Origin of the sequence: Micromonospora sp. NPDC049801, from assembly GCF_040656575.1 — a bacterium.
GTDB lineage: Bacteria > Actinomycetota > Actinomycetes > Mycobacteriales > Micromonosporaceae > Micromonospora.
Window position 1 is genome coordinate 206,842 of the sequence record NZ_JBFAMS010000006.1, and the last position, 18,881, is coordinate 225,722.

The 18,881-nt window shown below is 69.7% G+C and carries 15 protein-coding genes and 1 pseudogene; 14 read left to right on the forward strand and 2 right to left on the reverse strand.

What is annotated here, in order from left to right; translation table 11 throughout:
- Position 1: 1 nt before the first annotated feature.
- From AB0I89_RS13670 to AB0I89_RS13685, 4 genes are read left to right on the forward strand one after another with little or no spacing between them, the layout of a single operon-like run.
- Positions 2 to 1,741, forward strand: a complete 1,740-nt coding sequence (locus AB0I89_RS13670; RefSeq protein WP_357125221.1) for an NAD(P)/FAD-dependent oxidoreductase — start codon at positions 2 to 4, stop codon at positions 1,739 to 1,741.
- 23 nt (positions 1,742 to 1,764) lie between these two features.
- Positions 1,765 to 3,525: a tryptophan 7-halogenase gene (locus AB0I89_RS13675; protein WP_357125224.1), complete on the forward strand. Its 1,761-nt coding sequence runs from the start codon at positions 1,765 to 1,767 to the stop codon at positions 3,523 to 3,525.
- 21 nt (positions 3,526 to 3,546) lie between these two features.
- Positions 3,547 to 5,214 (forward strand): NAD(P)/FAD-dependent oxidoreductase, encoded by a 1,668-nt coding sequence (locus tag AB0I89_RS13680; RefSeq protein ID WP_355047928.1) that lies wholly within the window; start codon positions 3,547 to 3,549, stop codon positions 5,212 to 5,214.
- 8 nt (positions 5,215 to 5,222) lie between these two features.
- A complete protein-coding gene (locus tag AB0I89_RS13685) occupies positions 5,223 to 6,971 on the forward strand; it encodes a hypothetical protein (protein WP_357125228.1) in 1,749 nt (582 codons plus the stop codon).
- Here AB0I89_RS13685 and AB0I89_RS13690 read toward each other — a convergent pair.
- A complete protein-coding gene (locus AB0I89_RS13690) occupies positions 6,949 to 7,539 on the reverse strand; it encodes a TetR family transcriptional regulator (RefSeq protein ID WP_357125231.1) in 591 nt (196 codons plus the stop codon). The genes AB0I89_RS13685 and AB0I89_RS13690 overlap by 23 nt on opposite strands.
- 151 nt (positions 7,540 to 7,690) lie before the next feature.
- Between AB0I89_RS13690 and AB0I89_RS13695 the strand changes: the two genes are divergently transcribed.
- The 5 genes from AB0I89_RS13695 to AB0I89_RS13715 all read left to right on the forward strand — a co-directional run bounded on the left by AB0I89_RS13695 (position 7,691) and on the right by AB0I89_RS13715 (position 13,341).
- Complete coding sequence (locus AB0I89_RS13695; protein WP_357125234.1) at positions 7,691 to 8,827, forward strand: acyl-CoA dehydrogenase family protein; 1,137 nt, start codon at positions 7,691 to 7,693, stop codon at positions 8,825 to 8,827.
- A gap of 31 nt (positions 8,828 to 8,858) precedes the next feature.
- Entirely contained in the window at positions 8,859 to 10,418 is a 1,560-nt protein-coding gene (locus AB0I89_RS13700; RefSeq protein ID WP_357125238.1) for an amino acid adenylation domain-containing protein, read from the forward strand.
- Between the two features lie 5 nt (positions 10,419 to 10,423).
- Positions 10,424 to 10,969, forward strand: a complete 546-nt coding sequence (locus tag AB0I89_RS13705; RefSeq protein ID WP_357125241.1) for a flavin reductase family protein — start codon at positions 10,424 to 10,426, stop codon at positions 10,967 to 10,969.
- Between the two features lie 9 nt (positions 10,970 to 10,978).
- Positions 10,979 to 12,415: an MFS transporter gene (locus tag AB0I89_RS13710; RefSeq protein WP_357125244.1), complete on the forward strand. Its 1,437-nt coding sequence runs from the start codon at positions 10,979 to 10,981 to the stop codon at positions 12,413 to 12,415.
- A 722-nt stretch (positions 12,416 to 13,137) separates the two neighbouring features.
- Positions 13,138 to 13,341 (forward strand): hypothetical protein, encoded by a 204-nt coding sequence (locus tag AB0I89_RS13715; RefSeq protein ID WP_357125247.1) that lies wholly within the window; start codon positions 13,138 to 13,140, stop codon positions 13,339 to 13,341.
- Between the two features lie 125 nt (positions 13,342 to 13,466).
- Here AB0I89_RS13715 and AB0I89_RS13720 read toward each other — a convergent pair whose 3' ends face one another.
- Entirely contained in the window at positions 13,467 to 13,889 is a 423-nt protein-coding gene (locus AB0I89_RS13720; protein WP_357125250.1) for an isoprenylcysteine carboxylmethyltransferase family protein, read from the reverse strand.
- Positions 13,890 to 14,221: 332 nt separating this feature from the next.
- On the opposite strand from AB0I89_RS13720, the gene AB0I89_RS13725 reads away from it, so the two are divergent.
- The 5 genes and pseudogenes from AB0I89_RS13725 to AB0I89_RS13745 form a co-directional block, all read left to right on the forward strand.
- Entirely contained in the window at positions 14,222 to 14,776 is a 555-nt protein-coding gene (locus AB0I89_RS13725) for a TetR family transcriptional regulator (protein WP_357125254.1), read from the forward strand.
- 208 nt (positions 14,777 to 14,984) lie between these two features.
- A complete protein-coding gene (locus AB0I89_RS13730; protein ID WP_355047938.1) occupies positions 14,985 to 15,263 on the forward strand; it encodes a phosphopantetheine-binding protein in 279 nt (92 codons plus the stop codon).
- Positions 15,264 to 15,284: 21 nt separating this feature from the next.
- A complete protein-coding gene (locus AB0I89_RS13735; protein ID WP_357125257.1) occupies positions 15,285 to 16,640 on the forward strand; it encodes an NAD(P)/FAD-dependent oxidoreductase in 1,356 nt (451 codons plus the stop codon).
- 45 nt (positions 16,641 to 16,685) lie between these two features.
- Positions 16,686 to 17,765: a 4-hydroxyphenylpyruvate dioxygenase gene (gene hppD, locus AB0I89_RS13740; protein WP_357125260.1), complete on the forward strand. Its 1,080-nt coding sequence runs from the start codon at positions 16,686 to 16,688 to the stop codon at positions 17,763 to 17,765.
- A gap of 35 nt (positions 17,766 to 17,800) precedes the next feature.
- A pseudogene (locus AB0I89_RS13745) lies at positions 17,801 to 18,841 on the forward strand (alpha-hydroxy acid oxidase); the annotation flags it as partial.
- Between the last annotated feature and the right edge of the window lie 40 nt (positions 18,842 to 18,881).

Consider the following 18,881-nt stretch of genomic DNA (forward strand, 5'->3'; position numbering starts at 1 on the left):
CATGACTGATCATCCGCGCAGCACGCCGGAGTACGACGTCGCGATCATCGGGTCCGGCCTGTCCGGCACCATGCTGGCCGCCTGCCTGGCCCGCAACGGCGCGAAAGTGCTGATCGTCGACGGCACGACCCATCCGCGGTTCGCCATCGGCGAGTCGACCATTCCGGCGACGTCGATGATGATGCGGCTGGTCAGCGAGCGGTACGGGGTTCCCGAGATCAAGTGGCTGTCCACCTTCGAGGGCGTCCAGTCCAAGATCAACACGACGTCCGGGGTCAAGCGCAACTTCGGGTTCGTCTACCACCGGCCGGGCGAGCGCCAGGACCCGCGCGAGACCCACATGTTCCCGATTCCCAAGGTCACCCACACCGAGAGCCACTTCTACCGCCAGGACATCGACAACTGGATGCTCACGGTCGCCGCCAAGTACGGCACCACCGTGCGCCAGCAGGTGCGGATCACCGGCGTGGAGATCGACGACGACGGTGCGACGCTGAAGCACACCGGCGGTCACTTCCGGGCCAAGTTCGTGGTCGACGCCAGCGGCTTCCGCTCGGTGCTGGCCGAGCAGTTCGGCCTGCGCGAGGAGCCGACCCGGTTCCGACACCAGTCGCGGTCGCTCTTCACCCACATGGTCGGCATCCGGCCGTACGACGAGCTGGCCCCCAAGTCCCGGTACGGGCATCCCAGCCCCTGGCACGACGGCACGCTGCACCACCTGTTCCGTGGCGGCTGGATGTGGGTGATCCCGTTCGACAACCACCTGCGGGGCACCAACGACCTGTGCAGCGTCGGCCTCCAGCTCGACCCGCGGATCCACCCGGTGCCGGACTGCTCCCCGGAGGAGGAGTTCCGCCGGTTCATCGCGCAGTACCCGGACATCGAGCCGCAGTTCGCCGAAGCCCGCTCGGTGCGGGACTGGACCCGCACCGGCCGGCTGCAGTACTCGTCGCGGCAGACGGTCGGCTACCGCTGGTGCCTCACCTCGCACGCGGCCGGCTTCCTGGACCCGCTGTTCTCCCGGGGGCTGTCGAACTCGCTGGAGACGATGCACGCGCTGGTGCACCGGCTGCTCTCCGCGATCGAGGACGACGACTTCTCGGTCGAGCGGTTCGAGTACATGCAGGAGTTCGAGCAGGGTCTGCTCGACTTCAACGACGACCTGGTCGCCAACGCGTACACGTCGTTCGGCGACTGGCGGCTGTGGGACGCCTGGTTCCGCATCTGGTCACTCGGACAGTTCATCGCCACCTTCGAGGTGAACCGGGCGTACGCCCGCTTCCTGGACACCCGCGACCCGGCGGTGCTGGCACCGCTGGAGCGGCCGTGGTGGCGGGGACGGGTCATCCCGCAGGACGCGCCGTACGGCGCGGTCATGGTCCTGTTGCAGCAGGTCAACGACATGACCCGGGCCGTGCAGGAGGGGCGGGCGGACTCCGGGGAGACGGCCGCCGAGCTGCTGCGGCTGCTGCGTGAGGCGGACTTCGTGCCGCCCGCGTGGGGCCTGGCCGACCCGGACAACCAGTGGACCGACGCCAACTTCTTCGAGATCGGCAAGACCCTGCGCTGGGCCCGCAAGAAGGCGCCGAAGGCCGTCGGCGACCTCACGTACGAGGGCCTGACGCTCTTCATGAAGAAGCGCTTCTCGCCCGGCGAGTTCGCCGTTGGCGAGGAACTCAAGCACCTCATCGCCCGCTGGCCGGTGGTCGGCAAGCGACTCCGCGTCCCGACGCCGAAGTGAATCCAATGGATAAGGAGTCCATGATGGAAGGTGCGGCCGCGCACAACGGGATGTTCGACGTGGTGGTGATCGGCTCCGGGCTGGCGGGCTCCACCCTGGCGGCGTGCCTGGCCGCCAACGGCGCGTACACGCTGGTGATCGACGCCGGCACGCACCCCCGCTTCGCCGTCGGCGAGTCGACGATCCCGTACACGTCGATGGCGATGCGGCTGATCAGCGAGCGGTACGGCGTGCCGGAGATCAAGTACCTGAGCACCTTCGAGTCGGTGTACGCGCACATCAACACCACCGGCGGGGTGAAGAGGAACTTCGGCTTCGTCTACCAGCGCCCGGGCGAGCAGCAGCGGCCCGAAGAAGCGAACATGTTCCAGATCCCGAAGATCCTGAACACCGAGAACCACTTCTTCCGGCAGGACATCGACAACTTCATGCTCACGGTCGCGGCGAAGTACGGCGCCGTGATCCGGCAGCAGACGCGCATAGCGGGTGTGCAGGTCGACGAGGACGGCGTGACGCTCGACGTCGGCCCCGGCGCGCCCGTGCGGGCCCGCTACCTGGTGGACGCCAGCGGCTTCCGTTCGGCGCTGGCCGAGCAGTTCGACCTGCGGGAGGAGCCGACCCGGCTCGAACACCACTCCCGCTCGCTGTTCACGCACATGGTCGGTGTGCGGCCGTACGACGACTTCGCGCCGCGCGAGACGTACGGCAACCCGACCCGCTGGCACGAGGGAACGCTGCACCACATCTTCGAGGGCGGCTGGATGTGGGTGATCCCGTTCGACAACCACCCCCGGTCCACCAATGACCTGTGCAGCGTCGGCGTGCAGTTCGACCCGCGCCGGTACCCGGTGCCGGACTGCTCGCCGGAGGAGGAGTTCCGCCAGTTCCTCGACCGGTACCCGGGCATCGCGCAGCAGTTCACCAACGCCACCCCGGTGCGCGAGTGGGTGCGCACGGGCCGCCTGCAGTACTCGCCGAAGAAGACGGTGGGCTATCGCTGGTGCCTGATGTCGCACGCGGCGGGCTTCGTCGACGCGCTGTTCTCGCGTGGCCTGTCGAACACCATGGAGATCATCAACGCGCTGACCCAGCGGCTGCTGGACGCGCTCAAGGACGACGACTTCGCCGTCGAGCGGTTCGAGTACGTGCAGGAGCTCGAGCAGGGTCAGCTCGACTTCAACGACGATCTGGTCAACAACGCGTACATCGCGTTCCGGGACTGGGACCTGTGGGATGCCTGGTTCCGGGTGTGGGCGCTGACCCAGATCCTCTCCACCTTCGAGATCAACCGGGGCTACGCGCTCTACTCCAAGACCCGCGACCCCGCCGTGCTGCGGCGGATGGAACGGCCGTGGTGGCGGGTGGAGCTGCGCGAGTTCGACCGGTCCAAGGTCGACGACCCGGACCACGCCGAGGTGCTCGAGTTCCTGGCCGGCGTCAGCCGGATGATGCGCGCCGTCGACGCGGGGGAGGCGGAGCCGAAGGACGTCGCCAAGCAGATCCGCGACCAGCTGGCCAGCGCGCGCTTCGTGCCGCCGGCGTTCGGCCTGGCCGACCCGGCGATTCGGATCACCGGCGCGTCCGCGGCCAAGGTGCTCGGCACCCTGCGCTGGGCGAAGCGGGACGCGCCGCCGGCGATCGGTGAGCTCACCTACGAGGGTCTGACCCTCTTCATGCGCAAGCGCTTCGCCCGGGGCGAGTTCGAGCCGGTCGAGGAGATCAAACAGAAACTCGCTGGCTGGCCGGTGCTCGGCTCCCGGCTGCGCGTCCCCGAGCCGAAGTAACCCGAGGAATTGGAGTGCACGGTGAGTGAATTGATCGAGGCCGAGAAGGCCACATATGACGTCGCCATTCTCGGCGCGGGTTTCGCCGGCTCGATGCTCGGCGCGATCCTGGCCCGCAACGGCGCGAAGGTGCTGCTGGTCGATGCCAAGGCGCACCCGAAGTTCGCCATCGGTGAGTCGACCATCCCCAACATGCTGGTGTCGCTGCGCACCATGTCCGAGCGGTACAAGGTGCCGGAGTTGATGACCCTGGCGACGCTGACCGCCTGCCAGAAGATCATCTCGCCCTGGCACGGCAAGAAGGACCACTTCGCCTTCCTCAACCACCAGGAGGGCAAGCCGCAGGACCCGAAGCAGGTCACGATGTTCAACTTTCCGAGCCTGCTGCACGAGACGCCGCACATGTACCGGCAGGACACCGACGCGTACCTGTTCCACGCGGCGATCAAGTACGGCTGCACGGCGCGGGTGAACTTCACGATCGCCGACGTCGACTTCGACGACTCCGGCGTCACGGTCAGTTCGACCCGGGGCGAGCAGTTCCGCAGCCGGTACGTGGTGGACGCCAGCGGCTACCGCTCGCCGCTGGCCGAGAAGTTCGGGCTGCGCGAGGACCCCTGCCGGTACAAGCACCACTCGCGGGCCGTGTGGAACCACATGATCGACCTCAAGACCACCGACGAGGTGTTCCAGCGCACCGGCGCGGACAAGCCGCCGGTGCCGTTCTACGAGGGCACCGTCCACCACCTGTTCCCGCGCGGCTGGTCGTGGGTGATCGCGTTCAACAACCACAAGGACTCGAAGAACCCGCTGTGCAGCGTGGGCCTCACGATGGACCCGCGGATGTACCCGAAGACTCCCGGCATGTCGCCGGAGGAGGACTTCTGGAAGCACATGCAGCGGTTCCCGGGCATGGCGGCGCAGTTCGAGGGCGCCCGGCCGATGCGGGAGTGGGTGGGCACGGACCGGGTGCAGTACTCGTCCAAGACCACCGTCGGCGACCGCTGGGTGCTGCTGGCCCACGCCGCGGCGTTCATCGACCCGCTGTTCTCCCGTGGTCTGTCCAACACCTGCGAGGCGGTCAACGTGCTGGCCTGGCGGATCCTGCGGGCGGTGGGTGACGACGACTTCTCGGCCGACCGGTTCGAGGGGGTGAACACCCGCCAGCAGGCGCTGTTCGACGGCAACGACAAGCTGGTCAACGCCGCGTACGCCTCGTTCGAGCACTACTCGCTGTGGACGGCCGTGTTCCGGATCTGGGCGTGGGGCTCGAACGCCGGCACGTTCCGGGCCCACGAGGCGTACCGCCGGTGGCGCTCCACCGGCGACGAGCGGCATCTGAACGAGCTGGAAGAGGTGAAGAACCCGGGTCTGCACTGGTCCGACCACGAGGGCTACGGCGAGCTGTTCGAGGACATGGTCAAGCAGTGCGGTGACTTCGAGGCCGGCAAGATCACCGGCGACGAGGCGGCGGATGCCCTCTACGACCACCTCAACCGGGCGCCCTTCGTGCCGGACCACTGGGGCTGGAAGGACCGCCACCTGCGGTTCATCAACCCGACCCCGCTCAAGATCGGCCGGACGATGCTCTGGGCGGCGACCAAGGCGCCGCCGGACGTGCGGCGGCTGATGCTCGGCTTCCTGCGCGAGGCCGGCAAGGAGCAGCTCATGGGCCGGAAGATCTTCTAGGAGACCGGATGACCACCATCGAACCCGACGCCCCGGTGTCGTACGACGTCGTGATCCTGGGCAGCCATCTGGCGACCGGCCTGCTCGCCACGGTACTGGCCAAGCAGGACCTGCGGGTCCTGCTCGTCGGCTCGCCCGACGACACGGTGCTGCCGTCCGGCGACAGCACCGTGCCGTACACGACCGCTGTGCTGCACCTGCTGGCCGAGCGGTTCGACGTGCCGGAGATCGCCTCCTTCGCGCACTTCGAGGACCTGCCGGACGCGGTGCGCCGGACCAGCGGGATCAAGAAGAGCCTCGCCTTCCTGCACCACACGGCGGGCCGCCGGCACGACCCGGCGCACGCCGTGCAGTTCCACGTGCCGGGCGAGCACAGCGAGTGGCACCTCTACCGGCCGGTCGTCGACGGGTACGCCCGGGAACTGGCCGTGCGGTACGGCGCGTCGGTGCTGCCGGAACGGGCGTCCACCACCGAGGTCCGGCTGGCGCCGGAGGCCGTACACCTGACCTTCGGCTCCGGACAGACGGTGACCGCGCGGTTCGTGGTGGACGCCCGCGACCAGGAGTCGCCCCTGCGGGCGGCGACCGCCGAGGGTGATCCGAGACCGCTGTTGCTGCGGTCGAAGATGATGCACGCCCACCTGCGCGGCGTCCGGCCGTTCGAGGAGTGCAGCCGGCTCGCCGACTACCACCGGGCGACGACCTGGTCGCGGGGGACCGTGCACCACCTCTTCGACGGCGGCTGGATCCAGGTGGTGGACTTCCGCAACCACGACGACGCGGCCAGCGACCTGTGCAGCGTGACGGTGGGGCTGGACCACGACCGGTTCGACGACCTGCCGGCGGATCCGGACGCCGCGTTCCGGGCACTGGTCGCGCCCTTCCCGAGCCTGGCGGAGCAGTTCGCGTCCGCCACGGCAGAGGGCGGCTGGACCACCTCGCCCCACTGGCAGCGCCGGTCGGCGGTGACCCACGGGCCACGGTGGTTCGCCATGGAGCGGTCGGCCTGCCGTACCGACGAGTTCCTGTCCCGGGACGTGACGATGACGGCGGAGATGGTCCACGCGCTCGGGGCCGCGCTGCCGCGAGCGCTGCGCGACGAGCCGGCGACGGGCGTCGTGCTGGCCGAGGCGGCGGCCTTCCAGGACGCCCTGATCGAGTTCAACGACCAGATCCTGGCCGCTGCCCGCACGGCCGCCGGCAGCTTCGCGTTGTGGAACGCGTACAGCCGGGTCTGGCTGCTCTGGCAGATCCTGGGCCACCTGTCGTTGAAGCGGGCCACCAACGATGCCCTGGCCGCCGGGACGTGGGATCCGGTCGAGCGGTTCGCCGACGGCGGGCTGTGGTTCCGCACCCCGGACGGTCTGCGCCAGATGTTGGACTGGTTCTTCGAGGTGTTCGCCCGGGTCCGGGCCGGTGGGCTGCGGCAGTCCGAGGCGGCGGACATGATCTTCCGCGAGCTGCGCCGGGCGCGGTTCGTGCCGCCGCTGTACCGGTTCGGCGACCCGAACGCGCGGTACTACCACTTCACGATGCCCCGTCGGCTCCTCATGGTGGCCTGGGTCATGACGGTGGCGCCCGCGGACTTCAAGCGGCTGCTCACCAAGGACAACGTGACCGGCCGGCGGGATGACGCGCCGTCGCCGACCCGGGGGCGGGCGTCGGTCGACGACGGGCGGGCGGCGGCCCACGACGTCGAACGCGCGGACGGCTCGGCCGCCGACGCGCCCGGCGTCACTCAGCCAGGTCGGCGGTGAGGTAGTGCTGGATTGTGCGACCCATCATCCGGGCCAGATCGTCGCGGTCGTGCCGGGACAGCTCGGTGCCGTCGATCAGGTAGCGGCACAGGGCCAGGCCGATCACCTGGGACGCGGCGAGCGCCGCCCGCAGCTCGTGTCGGTCGGGGCTGACGCCCTCGGCCAACGTGCCGAAGAACGCCCGTACGAACTCGTCGCGCATCAGCTCGGCGATCTCCTCACTGGTCAGCGAGGCGGACAGCCGGGCCCGGTAGGAGATCGTCGTACGAGGGCTGTCCCAGTGGGTGAGCAGGGCCGTCGCGGTGGCCCGACCCAGCCGGCGACGGCTGCCGGCCAGCAGCTGTTCGGCCAGCTCAACGGGGTTGCCGTCGACCTGCACCGCGTGCCGCAGGAGCTGCTCCTTGGAGCCGTAGTAGTGCCGCACGAGCCGCGGGTCGACACCTACGCGCCGGGCGACGCTGCGGATGCTCACCCCGGTCAGGCCGCACTCGGAGATCTCCCGCCGGGTGACGTCGAGGATCGCCTGCCGGATGCCGCTGCCACCGTCGAATCCCTGCTGCGTCGTCAAGGCAACCTCTTACGAGTTCCCGTACGCCCGAGCGCACGGCCCGATCAAATGCCTGAGTCTAGACCTTTGAGGATATGTCAGTCCGGTCCGGGTTGCTCCTGCAAGCCGGTCATTCCGTCGCGCCGGTTCACCGCGCGGCCGAGGGGGCACCGTGGACTTCGCCTGGACGCCTGAACAGCGGGACGCTTACGACGAGGTGCGCGCGAGCGCCGAGCGGGCTTTCCCGCCCACCGCCGACGCCAGCCGGCTGCACGACCGCGAGGCCTGGCGGCGTCTCGGTCGGTTGGGGTTGCTCGGCCTCTGCATTCCCGCCGAGTACGGCGGCGGCGGGCTGGGCGCCCTGGACACCGCGTTGCGTGTCGAGGCGTTCGGTCGGGGGTGCGCGGACACCGGTCTGGTGTTCGCGGCCAGCGCGCACCAGTTCGCGTGCGCGGTGCCGATCGCCGGGTTCGGCACACCGGAGGTGAAGAAGGGCCTCCTACCGCGGATCTGCTCGGGCGAGGTGGTGGCCGGCAACGCGATGACCGAGGCGGGCGCGGGCTCCGACGTCTCGCGGCTCGCCGTCACCGCGACGGAGACGGCGGACGGCTACCTGCTCAACGGCGAGAAGACGTTCGTGACCAACGGACCGGTGGCCGACGTGCTGGTGACCTACGCGACCACCGATCCGGCGGCCGCCCATCTCGGTGTCACCGCGTTCGTGCTGGACCGGGACACTCCCGGCCTGACGGTCAGCGAGCCGTTCGACAAGATGGGCCTCGTGTCGGCGCCGGCCGGCCGGGTGTCCTTTCAGGACTGCCTCGTGCCGGCGCAGCGGGTGCTCGGCGAGCCGGGCCAGGGCGCCGCGATTTTCCAGCACTCGATGCGCTGGGAGCGGGCCTGCCTGTTCGCCGGATACGTCGGCCTGCTGGACCGCCTGGTGGAGCGCTGCGTCGAGCACGTGACCTCGCGCCGCCAGTTCGGCCGGCGCATCAGCGACTTCCAGGCGGTCGCGAACCGGATCGTCGAGATGAAGCTGCGGACGGAGTCGGCGCGGCTGCTGCTCTATCGCTGCTGCTGGGAGATGGACAACGGCGGCGGCTCGGAACTCAACGTGGCGTTGTCGAAGCTGGCCGTCTCGGAGGCGGCGGTCGCCGGGGCGCTCGACGCGGTGCGCCTGTTCGGTGGACTCGGATACCTGCGCGACACCGGGATCGAGACCATGCTGCGCGACGCCGTCCCCAGCACGATCTTCTCCGGCACGTCGGACGTCCAACGTCTGCTCATCGCCCGCGAACTGGGTCTGTGAGGGCCGCGGCTTGACCAGGGAGGTGTCGACCGTGCGGGACGTGGACCAGTCCGACACGCCGGGTGGCGCGGGAATCCACGGCTACGTGGCCGAGTGGGCCCGGCGTACACCGGACGCGCCGGCGGTGATCGCGGACGACGGCCAGCTCACGTACGCGGAGCTGGCGACGGCCGCGCGGCGCCTGGCGGCGGGGCTGGCGCGCGCGGGGGTGTCCCCGGGCGACCGGGTGGTGCTGTGGTCCGACAAACGGGCTGACGCGGTGGCCGTCATGCAGGCGGCGCTGTCGTTGGGGGCGCCGTACGTCCCGGTGTCCGCGGCGAACCCGCCCGCCCGGGTGTGGCGCATCGCGGCCGACTGCGCGGCGACCGTCGTCGTGGCGGACGGTCCGGCCGCCGACCGGGTCGCCCGCGAAGGCGGTGTTCCGGACGGGCCACCGCTGGTGTCGCTGGACGAGTTGCAGCGGTTGGGGGCCGAGAGTGACCTGCCGCCGGTGCACCGACCGGCCCCGGACGAGCCCGCGTACATCCTCTACACCTCCGGGTCGACGGGCGCCCCGAAGGGCGTCAGCCTGAGCCACCGCAACGCGGCGGCGTTCGTCGAGTGGGCCGGTGACCTGCTCGCCGTGTCGCCACGGGACCGGCTGGCCAACCACGCCCCGTTCAACTTCGACCTGTCGGTCTTCGACCTCTACGCGGCGTTCCGCGCGGGCGCGTCGGTGCACCTGGTCCCGGCCGAGCTGGCCTACGCGCCGGTGCAGTTGGCGCGGTTCGTGCGCGACGAGGGCGTCACCATCTGGTATTCCGTGCCGTCCGCGCTGACCCTGATGATCCGGGACGGCGGGTTGCTGGACGGCCCGCCGCCGCCGGCCCTGCGGGCCTGCGTCTTCGCCGGTGAGGTGATGCCGATCCGGTACGTGCACGAACTCCGTGCCGCCTGGCCGGGCGTGCGGCTGCTCAACTGGTACGGGCCCACCGAGACCAACGTCTGCGCGTCGTACGAGGTGACCGACGCCGACGAGGGGCGCGACCGCCCGCTGCCGATCGGCCGACCGGCCAGCGGCGCGGTGTTGACCCTGGTCCCGCCGAGCCTCGACGGCGCAGGTGCCGCTGGTGGCGGCGACTGCCCGGAGGGCGAGATCGTGGCGGACGGGCCCACGGTGATGCTCGGCTACTGGGGGCGGGAGCCGCAGCGTGGACCGTACCGAACGGGTGATCTCGGGCGGATGTCGTCCGACGGCACGCTGGAATACCTGGGCCGCCGCGACGACATGGCCAAGGTGCGCGGCAACCGGGTGGAGCCCGGCGAGATCGAGGCCGTCCTCGCCGCGCATCCGGACGTCGCGGCGGCCGCGGTGGTCGTCGCCGGCGCCGGGCTCGCCGCGCGGCTGCACGCGGTCGTGGTGCCGGCGGGCGACCGCCGGCCCGGCCTGCTGGAGATCAAGCGCTGGTGCGCCGGACAGCTGCCGACCTACATGATCGTCGACTCCGTCCAGGCGGCCACGAGCCTACCGCTCACCCCGAACGGAAAGACCGATCGAGCCGCGCTGCTGGCGGCGATCGAAGGAGGTGGACCATTACTGGCACCGAACTAGTCAACGTGGAACCGAGTGCGTTCCTGGCGATCATGGGCTCGCTGGCCAGCGGCGTCAGCGTGGTGACCGCGATCGACGCGTCCGGTCGGCCGCACGGCCTGACCTCGTCGTCGGTCTGCAGCGTCTCCAAGGACCCGCCACTGCTGCTGTTCTGCGTGCGGCAGGTGAGTTCGACCCTGGACGCCATCCGGGAGACCGGCGGATTCGCCGTCAACTTCCTCGACGCCGACGGCCACGAGGTCTCCGAACTGTTCGCCAGCTACAGCAGCGACAAGTTCGCCAATGTGGCCTGGCGTCCCGGCGACGTGGCCGGCATGCCACGGCTGGAACCGACCGTCGCCTTCACCGAGTGCGCGCTGCATGACGTGATCACCGCTGGTGATCACGCCATCGTGCTCGGCCGTCTCGTCGGTGGGGCGACGGCGCCGGACCGATTCCCGCTGGGGTATTGGCGCGGGACATATGTCCGGGTCTCTCGCCCCCATTACCGACGAGAGGAGCGCAACGGGCAGCGTCCCAGCGATCCTTCCCAGTCAATCCATCTCGAGTAGGGAAACAGAGTGGACAAGAACCAACCAGCGACCCACAGCGCCGCATGGACATGGGTCGCGGCCCTGGTCGCGGTGTTCATGGTCGCAATCGACACCCTCGTCGTCACGACGACGCTACCGGTCATCCGTACCGAGCTCGGCGCGAGCCTTGAAGATCTTGAATGGATCGTCAACGCGTACACGCTCACCTTCGCCGTCTTTCTGTTGACCGGCGCGGCGCTCGGTGACCGCTTCGGCCGGCGCAAGGTCTTCACCATCGCGCTGCTGGTCTTCACCATTGCGTCCGGGCTGGCGGGCCTCGCCGACAACATCGAGTTCCTGATCGCCGCACGCGCGGTGCAGGGCCTGGGCGCGGCGGTCGTTCTCCCGCTGACCCTCACGCTGTTGGCCAGTGTGGTGCCGGCACGTCAGCGCGGCCACGCGTTCGGGTTGTGGGGCGCGATGGTGGGTCTCGGTATCGCCCTCGGGCCGGTCATCGGCGGCGCGGTGACCGAAGCCTGGTCCTGGCAGTGGATCTTCTGGGTCAACGTGCCCATCGGTCTGCTGCTGCTGCCGGTGATGACGCGGGTTCGCGAGAGCCGTGGCGGCTACGGTCGCCTGGACCCGGTGGGCGTCGTCCTGGTCACCGCCGGCATGCTCGGCATCGTGTCCAGCCTCGTGCGGGGCAACAGCGCCGGCTGGGACAGCCCCTCCATCCTGGCGGGGTTCATCGTCGGCGGTCTCCTCGTGCTCGTGTTCATCTTCTGGCAGTCGCGGGCACGCACGCCGATGGTGCCGCTGTCGTTGTTCCGCAGCCGTGGCTTCAGTCTCACCATGGTGGCGACCATCATCATGCCGTTCGGCGTCTTCGGCGCCGTCTTCCTCGGCACCCAGTACCTGCAGAGCGTCCTCGGCTACTCGCCACTGGAGGCTGGCGTTCGCACGCTGCCGTGGACGGCCATGCCGATGATCGCGGCACCGATCTCGGGCATCCTGACCGACAAGATCGGCGGTAAGCCGCTGGTGATCCTGGGCCTGACGATGCAGGCCATCGGCGTGGGCTGGATCGGCTCGGTCGTCGGCGACCTGACGTACTCGAAGCTGGTGGTGCCGTTCGTCATCACCGGGCTCGGCCTGGGCATCTTCCTCGCGCCGATCGGCCGCCTGGCCTTCGGGTTCGCGCCCGCCGAGCTGGAGGGCGTGGCGTCCGGTGTGTCCAACGCGATCCGCCAGACCGGCACCGTGATGGGCGTGTCGGTGGGTGGCGCGATCCTCGGCGCGAACGGCGGCTACGAGTCCGTGACCACGTTCGTCAACGGCCTGGAGGAGGCCCACCTGGTGGCCGCCTGTGCGCTTGCCGCGGGCGCGGTCATCGCGCTGTTCATTCCGCACCTGCGCACCCAGGGTCACGGCCACGCGGTCGAGGAGGACGAGGAGGAGGTCCTCGCGGCGGGCGCCCCGACCTGAGCGGTCCACGGGAATCGAGGCCCCGGCCCTGCGGTCGGGGCCTCGATCGCGCCAGGGGGGCTTGGCGCGATCGAATCCATCGATGGTGAGGTGGCTGACCACCGGTAGCTCGTGTCGCAATGTCGGCAGGCGCGATGGTGGGAGCTGGTTGCGTCGCGGAGGCGGCGGGCGCCGGCTCGACGTGCCCGGTCCGGGACGTCACGGCGCGGACCGCAGGGTCGTGGCGGGCTACATCGGCATTGGCGCACGTCAACCGGGTTGGCCGGTGGCGGGCGATTGCCGTGCTCGCATTCGTGTGCGACATCTCTGCCCGGCGCCTGATGCCCGATGAGACCTATTCGGGCCGTAACGGTCTGCAACCCGACCGGTGCCGCGTGATCGCCCACCCATTTAGGGGGGGACAGCGCGGCCGTCGGCAGGATAACATCCATCGATGAACTGGCGGTACGCTAATGGGGGATGGGGCCACCAGGGATATGAAGTCATCAGCACTGGCGGTTACGGATGTCCAGGTACTCTTCTACGAGCCAGAAGGGCTTTTATTGACAGCGGGACTATTGCCGGCGGACGTAGGCGGGCACGAGTTCCGCGTAATGTTTCAATTAAGTTACCTGGGCACTGGTGAGATTACGGCGCACGTCGGCTTCCAACAGTGCGACGGCACCGACAAGACGGCTCCCGAGTTCGTCACGGTGGAATTGCTGGGAGCGGCACGACACCGTATGCCCATTATCTGGACGGCCTCGGCATCGGTGCGCGCGGAGCAGGTGAACTGCCGGCTCGTCATCTGGGGGGAACCCGCCGGCGAGGACCTGTTGCGGGGGGAGTTGATCGCCGAGGTCTCCGGGCGGCTGCCGGTGTTGACGGCCAGTTGCCAGGCATCGGTGACGCAGGCGGAACTGCCCACCCGGCAGCGGGTCGCCTAGCGGGCTGGCTGCCCTCCGTCGTGGGCGGAGGGCAGCCAGCCCTCGGGGGTAGGCGACATGGCAGTCCCTTCGCGGGTCAGCGGCTCGTCAGATCGGCCGCACGGCTGGTGAGGCGGGCTATCGGATCACGCCTGCGGTGAGCTGGCCCCCTGCTGCCACGGCCGTAGGCGGGGAATCCACGCCGGGACCGCGGCGCGGTACGTGTCGTACGCGGCGCCGTATCGTCGGCGCAGACCGGGTTCCTCGTAGAACCGCACGAACGCGGCCTGGATGAGGGCGATGGCCAACCCGTACCACAGGAGCGAGGCCTGGCCGAAGATCAGTGCCTGGCCGAGGATGGCCGTCACCACCGCGACGTACATCGGGTTGCGGACGTACCGGTAGGGGCCGCCGATCACCAGGTGTTCGGTCGGCGCCACCGGGGCCGGAGTGCCCAGCCCCTCCACGACGAAGCGCACGAACGACTGTAGGAGAAACGCCACCGCGGCGACCAGCATCAGCGCGCCGAGGACTCGAACCGGCTGGTAGTAGGCGAACGGTGTTTCCACCTCCCAGTCGGAAATCCACCATGGACCGAAGCCGGCGACCACACCCGGCGCGGCGCAAAAGAAGACAAGACTTCCGACGACGGCCCGTGTTCGTAGCACTGCGCCATGCTACGGCGCGTGCGGGGCACCATGTCAAGGCATCGTTACGTACTGTTGTCGTTGCCTGTCCGCAGAACCTCCGTATTTCCGCACGTAGGAAGGCGATACTATGGCGTTTGCCCCCATACGATGAATAGGGCATGCGATGAACTGGGAAAGGTGAACTTGTGGGCGCGGAGGTGTCCCCGAACGGTGCTCCACGACGGCGGACGGGGCGACGTGTCGGGCCGACGGTGAGCCATCAGCTCATCCTCGAGATCGCTCGTGGCCAGTTCGCGGAGCGGGGCTACGAGGGCACCACGGTCCGCACCATCGCCCAGGAGGCGGGCGTCGACAGCGCGCTGGTGCACCACTTCTTCCTCACCAAGGAAGGCCTGTTCGAGGCGGCGGTGCGTGGTGCCCTGCAGCCGCCGGATCTGGTGGAGCGGGCGATGAAGGGCCCTCGTGGCCAGGTCGGCCGACGTGCTGTCGAGCTGTTCTTCAGTCACTGGGACGAGCCCGACACGGCGGCGCGACTCGGCGGCATCCTCCGGTCGATGACGGCCAACGACATGGCGGCGGACGCCGTCCGTAACTTCCTCGGCGACCAGGTGATCCTCCCGCTGGCCCGGGCCCTGGGTCACTCCCAGCCGGAGCTGCGCGCCGCCATGGTCGGCTCGCACCTGATCGGTCTCGCCACCACCCGGTACGTCTTCCGCGTCCCGGCGATCGCCGAGCTCACCGCCGCCGCTCTGGCCGCGGGCACGGGCAAGGCCATCCAGACCTACCTCACGGGCGTCCTGGCCTGATCGGTCCGCCCTCGGTGGGCGGGCTTCACCGTCGTCGCGCCAGTGGCCGACGTCGATCCCTGCGCGGCATCCCCCTTGACGAACCCGCGTGGGCTTCTAGAATTCATCGAACAGGGATGTCATCAGAGGGGGAAGCGCCGGTGGGTTTCCCGGCCTCCCGGGTGACGCCCCACGGGGGAGACCACGTCCGGCGACCTGGGAGGGGTTTGTGCCGACAGACCAACGCGACGAGATACTCGGCCAACTGATGGTGTACGTGCGCCACGAGCTGATTGGCGACCAGGACGAGGCGGTCACCGGGGTTGACCTGCGCCCCGACTCGCCACTGCTGGAGTGGGGCGTTCTGAACTCACTGAACACAGCTCGGCTCATCGCGTTCGTCCGGGCGGAGCTCGACGTCGACGTGCCGCCTTCGCACATCACGGGACGGCACTTCCGGAGTCTCGACACCATCACCGATCTGATCCTGTCGTTGCCCCGCGCCTGACAGGCCTGCCGAGGAGGCGCCATGAACACCAAGCCAGCAGAGTGGGACATCGGCATCATCGGAGGCGGACCCGCCGGGTCCACGGCCGCCGCCTACCTGGCCAAGGCGGGGCTGTCCGTCGTGGTCTTCGAGAGCGCCCACTTCCCCCGCGAGCACGTGGGCGAGTCGTTGGTCCCGGCCACCACGCCGGTGCTGTTGGAGACCGGGGCGATGGCAGCCGTCGAGGCGGCCGGCTTCCCGCGCAAGTTCGGCGCGGCGTGGACGTCGGCCGAGTCGCGGCCGGTGAGCCACATGGGCTTCTCCAACCTCACCCACGACTTCCGGCTCGCCGAGGTCATGTTCAACGAGCGGGATCAGGCCGGCGTCGACCGCGATTACACGTTCCACGTCGACCGGGGCAAGTTCGACCAGATCCTGCTGGAGAACGCGGCGAGTCTCGGCGCGGAGGTCCACCACGGCGTGCGGGTCAACCGCGTCGACTTCGAGGGCGAACACCCCGTGCTGCACACCCGGTCCGCGGACGGGCAACGCGAGGTGCCGGTGCGCATGGTGATCGACGCCAGTGGCCGGAACACCACGTTGGGCAGCCAGCTCAAGGTGAAGGTGGCCGACTCGGTCTTCAACCAGTACGCGATCCACACCTGGTTCGACGGCTTCGATCGACAGGCGCTCTCGGCCGAGCAGGCGAAGTCGGACTTCATCTTCATCCACTTCCTGCCGCTGACCGACAGCTGGGTGTGGCAGATCCCCATCACCGAGACGGTCACGTCGATCGGCGTCGTCACCCAGAAAAGCCGGTTCGCCGAGGCGGCCCGGGAGGATCTCGAAGGGTTCTTCTGGGAGTGCGTGGGCAGCCGGCCCGAGCTGGAGGCAGCCCTGCGCAGCTCGAAGCAGGTGCGGCCGTTCAAGGCCGAGGGCGACTACAGCTACGCGATGAAGCAGATCTGCGGCGACAACTTCGTCATGATCGGGGACGCCGCCCGCTTCGTGGATCCCATCTTCTCCACCGGCGTCAGCATCGCGCTCAACAGCGCCCGGCTGGCCTGTAACGACATCATCGCCGCCGCCGAGGCGGGCGACTTCAAGCGCGAGCGGTTCGCCACCTACGAGATGCTGCTGCGGCGCGGCGTCCGCAACTGGTACGAGTTCATCTCGGCCTACTACCGGCTCAACATCCTGTTCACCGCGTTCGTCCAGGACCCGCGGTATCGCCTCGACGTGCTGAAGATGTTGCAGGGCAACATGTACGACGAGGCCGAGCCCAAGGCGCTCGTCGAGATGCGGAACGTCATCCGGGCCGTTGAGCAGGACCCCGAACACCTCTGGCATCCGTATCTCGGTGAGCTGTCCGCTCCGACGGCGGCTCCCATCTTCTGACCACAAGGGGGCCGTGCGGCCCCGGTAGGGGGGACATCAGTGAGCGTGGGCAGCAGTGTGTTCAGCGACCTGGCTGTGCACCACGTCGAATTCCATGTGACCGACGCGGTCTGGGCCGCACGCGAGCTCGCCGCACAGTACGGCTTCGCCGTCGTCGGTTCGCGCCGCGACGAGGACCACGTGTCGGTGGCACTGCGGCAGGGTTCGACGGTTCTCGTGGTCACCGAGGGGCTCACCGACGCGCACCCGGCCAGCCTGTACGTGCAGCAGCACGGCGACGGCGTGGCCGACCTGGCGATGCGTACCGCGGACGCGGCGGCGGCGTTCGAGGTCGCGGTGTCCCGCGGCGCGCGGACGGTGGTGGAACCCACCGTCCGCGACGGGTTCGTCACGGCCACGGTCGGCGGCTTCGGCGACGTGACGCACACCTTCGTCCAGCCACCCGAGGGGTCGGCCGGCCCGGTGCTGCCCGGCCTGACGCCCGGTCTTCCGGACGGGCACCTGCCGGAGGCGGGGCCGGCTCTGGGGCTGGGGGTGGTCGACCACCTCGCCGTCTGCCTCGAGGCGGGCACGCTCGACCCGACCGTCGACTTTTACCGCACGGTGCTGGATTTCGACATGACGTTCGAGGAGCACATCCTCGTCGGCAGCCAGGCGATGTTCTCCAAGGTGGTGCAGAGCCCGTCGCGGTTGGTCACGCTCACGCTCATCGAGCCGGACGCCTCAGCCGCCGCCGGGCAGATCGACGACTTCCTCAAGGGGCACGGTGGCCCCGGTGTGCAGCACGTGGCGCTGTGCTCACCGGACATCGTGTCGGCGATCTCGGCGTTGACCGATCGGGGCGTGGAGTTCCTGCGCACGCCGGAGACCTACTACGACCTGCTCGGCCAGCGACTCGACCTCGCCCGGTACGACGTGAACCAGCTGCGGTCCCGCAACATCCTCGTCGACGAGGACCACGACGGCCAGCTGTTCCAGATCTTCGCCAGGTCCACCCATCCGCGCCGGACGTTCTTCTTCGAGGTCATCGAGCGGCTGGGTGCGCGCACCTTCGGCAGCGGGAACATCCGGGCGCTGTACGAGGCGGTCGAGGCGGAGCGGACCAAGACCCACGACGTCCTGTGACCACCATCGCGGCCCAGGGAACCGACCTCGCCGGCCTGCTCTGCCTCGACGACGTGGCGTTGGCGGCGCGGCGGGTGCTGACCGAGCCCGTCTGGGACTACGTGGCCGGGGGCAGCGGCACCGAGTCGACGCTGCGCGACAACCGGGACGCGTTCGACCGGGTGCACCTGGTCCCTCGGGTGCTGGTGGGTACGGACACCTGCGACCTCGGCACGGAGTTGCTGGGCACGCCGATGGGTCTGCCCGTCGGGGTGGCGCCGATGGCCTACCAGCGGCTCCTGCACCCGGACGGCGAGGTGGCGCTCGCCGAGGCGGCCCGGGACGAGGGCGCGGTCTTCGTCGCCAGCATGCTCAGCAGCGAGCCGGTCGAGCGGATCGCCGCCACCCAGGCGGAGGTCTGGATGCAGCTCTACTGGCTGCGCGACCGCGGGCTGGTCGCCGATCTGGTGGCCCGCGCCGAGGCCGCTGGCTGCCGGGCTCTCATGCTGACGGTCGACGTGCCCCGAATGGGTCGCCGCCTGCGGGACATGCGGTCCGGGTTCACGCTGCCCGACGACGTGGTGGCCGCCAACCTGCCGCCGGAGGTCGGCGCGGCAGCGCACTCCGGCGGTCTGCACAGTTCGGCGCTGATGGTGCACACCGGTCTCGCTTTCGACCCGAGGCTGTCCTGGCGGGATCTGGACTGGCTGCGGCGACGGACGCGGCTGCCGATCGTCGTGAAGGGCGTCCTGCACGCGGACGACGCGGTGCGCGCGACGGACCTCGGAGCGGACGCGGTCGTGGTGTCCAACCACGGCGGCCGCCAGCTCGACGGCGCGGTGCCCAGCATCGCGGCGCTGGAGCCGGTGGTCGCGGCCGTGGCCGACCGGTGCGCGGTGCTCCTGGACAGCGGCGTCCGTAGCGGCGTGGACGTGGCGCGGGCGCTGGCCCTCGGCGCGTCCGCGGTGCTGGTGGGTCGGCCCGCTCTCTGGGGGTTGGCGGTGGGTGGCCGGGCCGGGGCCCGCCGGGTGCTCTCGTTGCTGCGGGCCGAGTTGGAGGATGCGATGGCGATGATGGGCTGCGCCGACCTGCGGGCGCTGGGCCACGGCACCACCGTGGCCGGTGGCGGGCCGGTGT

What these genes read in the sequence shown, in the direction of transcription:
- AB0I89_RS13670 (WP_357125221.1), top strand. Translation starts at nt 2, where the DNA reads ATGACTGATCATCCGCGCAGCACGCCGGAGTACGACGTCGCGATCATC.
- AB0I89_RS13675 (WP_357125224.1), top strand. Translation starts at nt 1,765, where the DNA reads ATGGAAGGTGCGGCCGCGCACAACGGGATGTTCGACGTGGTGGTGATC.
- AB0I89_RS13685 (WP_357125228.1), top strand. Translation starts at nt 5,223, where the DNA reads ATGACCACCATCGAACCCGACGCCCCGGTGTCGTACGACGTCGTGATC.
- AB0I89_RS13715 (WP_357125247.1), top strand. Translation starts at nt 13,138, where the DNA reads ATGCCCATTATCTGGACGGCCTCGGCATCGGTGCGCGCGGAGCAGGTG.
- AB0I89_RS13735 (WP_357125257.1), top strand. Translation starts at nt 15,285, where the DNA reads ATGAACACCAAGCCAGCAGAGTGGGACATCGGCATCATCGGAGGCGGA.